The sequence below is a fragment of the Actinotalea ferrariae CF5-4 genome, from assembly GCF_000603945.1.
In the GTDB taxonomy this organism is placed as follows: domain Bacteria; phylum Actinomycetota; class Actinomycetes; order Actinomycetales; family Cellulomonadaceae; genus Actinotalea; species Actinotalea ferrariae.
On record NZ_AXCW01000404.1, the window covers coordinates 1 to 1643 of the forward strand.

Here is a 1643-nt window from a genome sequence, read left to right on the forward strand (position 1 = left end):
CGGCCGTGCGACTCCTCGCGGGACCCGTGCCGGTGCCCGGTGCCGGGGCCGCGGGCCGCGCCGGTCGACCCGCTCGTGCCGTACGATCGTGGCGCCGCGCGCGTCGCCTCCGGCGTGCCTGCGTGTGGGCGACGCCCACCGTCACCCCCGCCCTGCCGCCCTCCGCGGCGGGCACCGTTCGCGCCGGGGACCGCCCCCGGGTCCGTTCGAGCCCTTGGAGACCACTGCTGTGAAGAGCGCCGTCGAGACCCTGGACGCCACCACGGTCAAGCTGACCGTCGAGGTGTCGTACGACGAGCTGAAGCCGAGCATCGACCACGCGTACGAGCACATCGGCTCGCAGGTGCAGATCCCCGGGTTCCGCAAGGGCAAGATCCCCGCCCGTCTGCTCGAGCAGCGCGTGGGTCGGCCGGCGGTCATCGAGCACGCCGTCAACGACGGGATGCCGACCTTCTACCGTCAGGCCGTCGCCGAGGCCGACCTGCGGCCGCTCGGGCAGCCGGAGATCGAGGTCACCGAGGTCCCCGCGCTGACGGGCACCGAGGGCGGCCTGACCTTCACGGCCCAGGTCGAGGTGCGCCCGGTCATCGAGCTGCCCGCGCTCGACGGCCTCACGGTCACCGTCGAGGACGTCACGGTCGCGGACGAGGACGTGGACCAGCGGCTCACCGCGCTGCGCGAGCGCTTCGGCACCCTGGTCGGCGTCGACCGTCCGGCCGCCGAGGGCGACTTCGTCGTGGTGGACCTCACCGCGGCCGTCGGCGAGGAGGAGGTCGACTCGGTCAGCGGCATCTCCTACCAGATCGGCTCCGGCAACATGCTGGAGGGTCTCGACGAGGCGCTCACGGGTCTGTCCGCGGGCGAGACGACGACGTTCGAGACCGCCCTGGCCGGTGGGGAGCACGCCGGCGAGACCGCGCTGGTCACGGTCACCGCGACGACGGTGAAGACCCGCGAGCTGCCCGCGGCCGACGACGACTTCGCGCAGATGGCGTCCGAGTTCGACACGGTCGAGGAGCTCCGCGAGGACCTGCGCGGCCAGGTCGCGCGCACCAAGGCGCAGTCGCAGGCGGTCCAGGCGCGGGACGCGCTGGTCGAGAAGCTCCAGGACGGCCTCGAGATCCCCGTGCCCGCCGGCGTGGTCGAGGCGGAGGTCCACCGGCACCTGGAGTCGGAGGGTCGCCTGGAGGACGAGGAGCACCGGGCCGAGGTCACGACGCAGGCCCAGGACGCGCTGCGCAACCAGATCCTGCTCGACACGCTGGCCGAGCAGCTCGAGGTCAAGGTCGGCCAGAACGAGCTGCTCGAGTACCTCGTGAGCGCGTCGCGGCAGTACGGCATGGACCCGAACACGTTCATCAGGACGGTGGACGAGCAGGGTCAGATCCCGATGATGATCGCCGAGGTCGGCCGCTCCAAGGCGGTGGCCGTCGCGCTCCGTCGGGTCGCGGTCGTCGACGCCTCCGGGCAGCCGGTCGACCTGAGCGAGTACATCGGCACGGACGAGGACGACGCGGCCGAGGCCGCCTTCGAGACCACCACCGAGTCCGTCGACGTGACCGACGCCCTCGAGGCGGACGAGGCGGACGAGGTCGACGGGTCCGAGCCGGCCAAGGCCTGAGCCGCGGGCCCGGCACCGGGCC

At 73.1% G+C, this 1643-nt stretch carries 1 protein-coding gene; it reads left to right on the plus strand.

The window, feature by feature from the left end:
• Positions 1 to 229: 229 nt before the first annotated feature.
• On the plus strand, positions 230 to 1621 hold the full coding sequence (gene tig, locus N866_RS18245) for a trigger factor (protein WP_034229403.1): 1392 nt from the start codon (positions 230 to 232) through the stop codon (positions 1619 to 1621).
• The last annotated feature ends 22 nt before the right edge of the window (positions 1622 to 1643 follow it).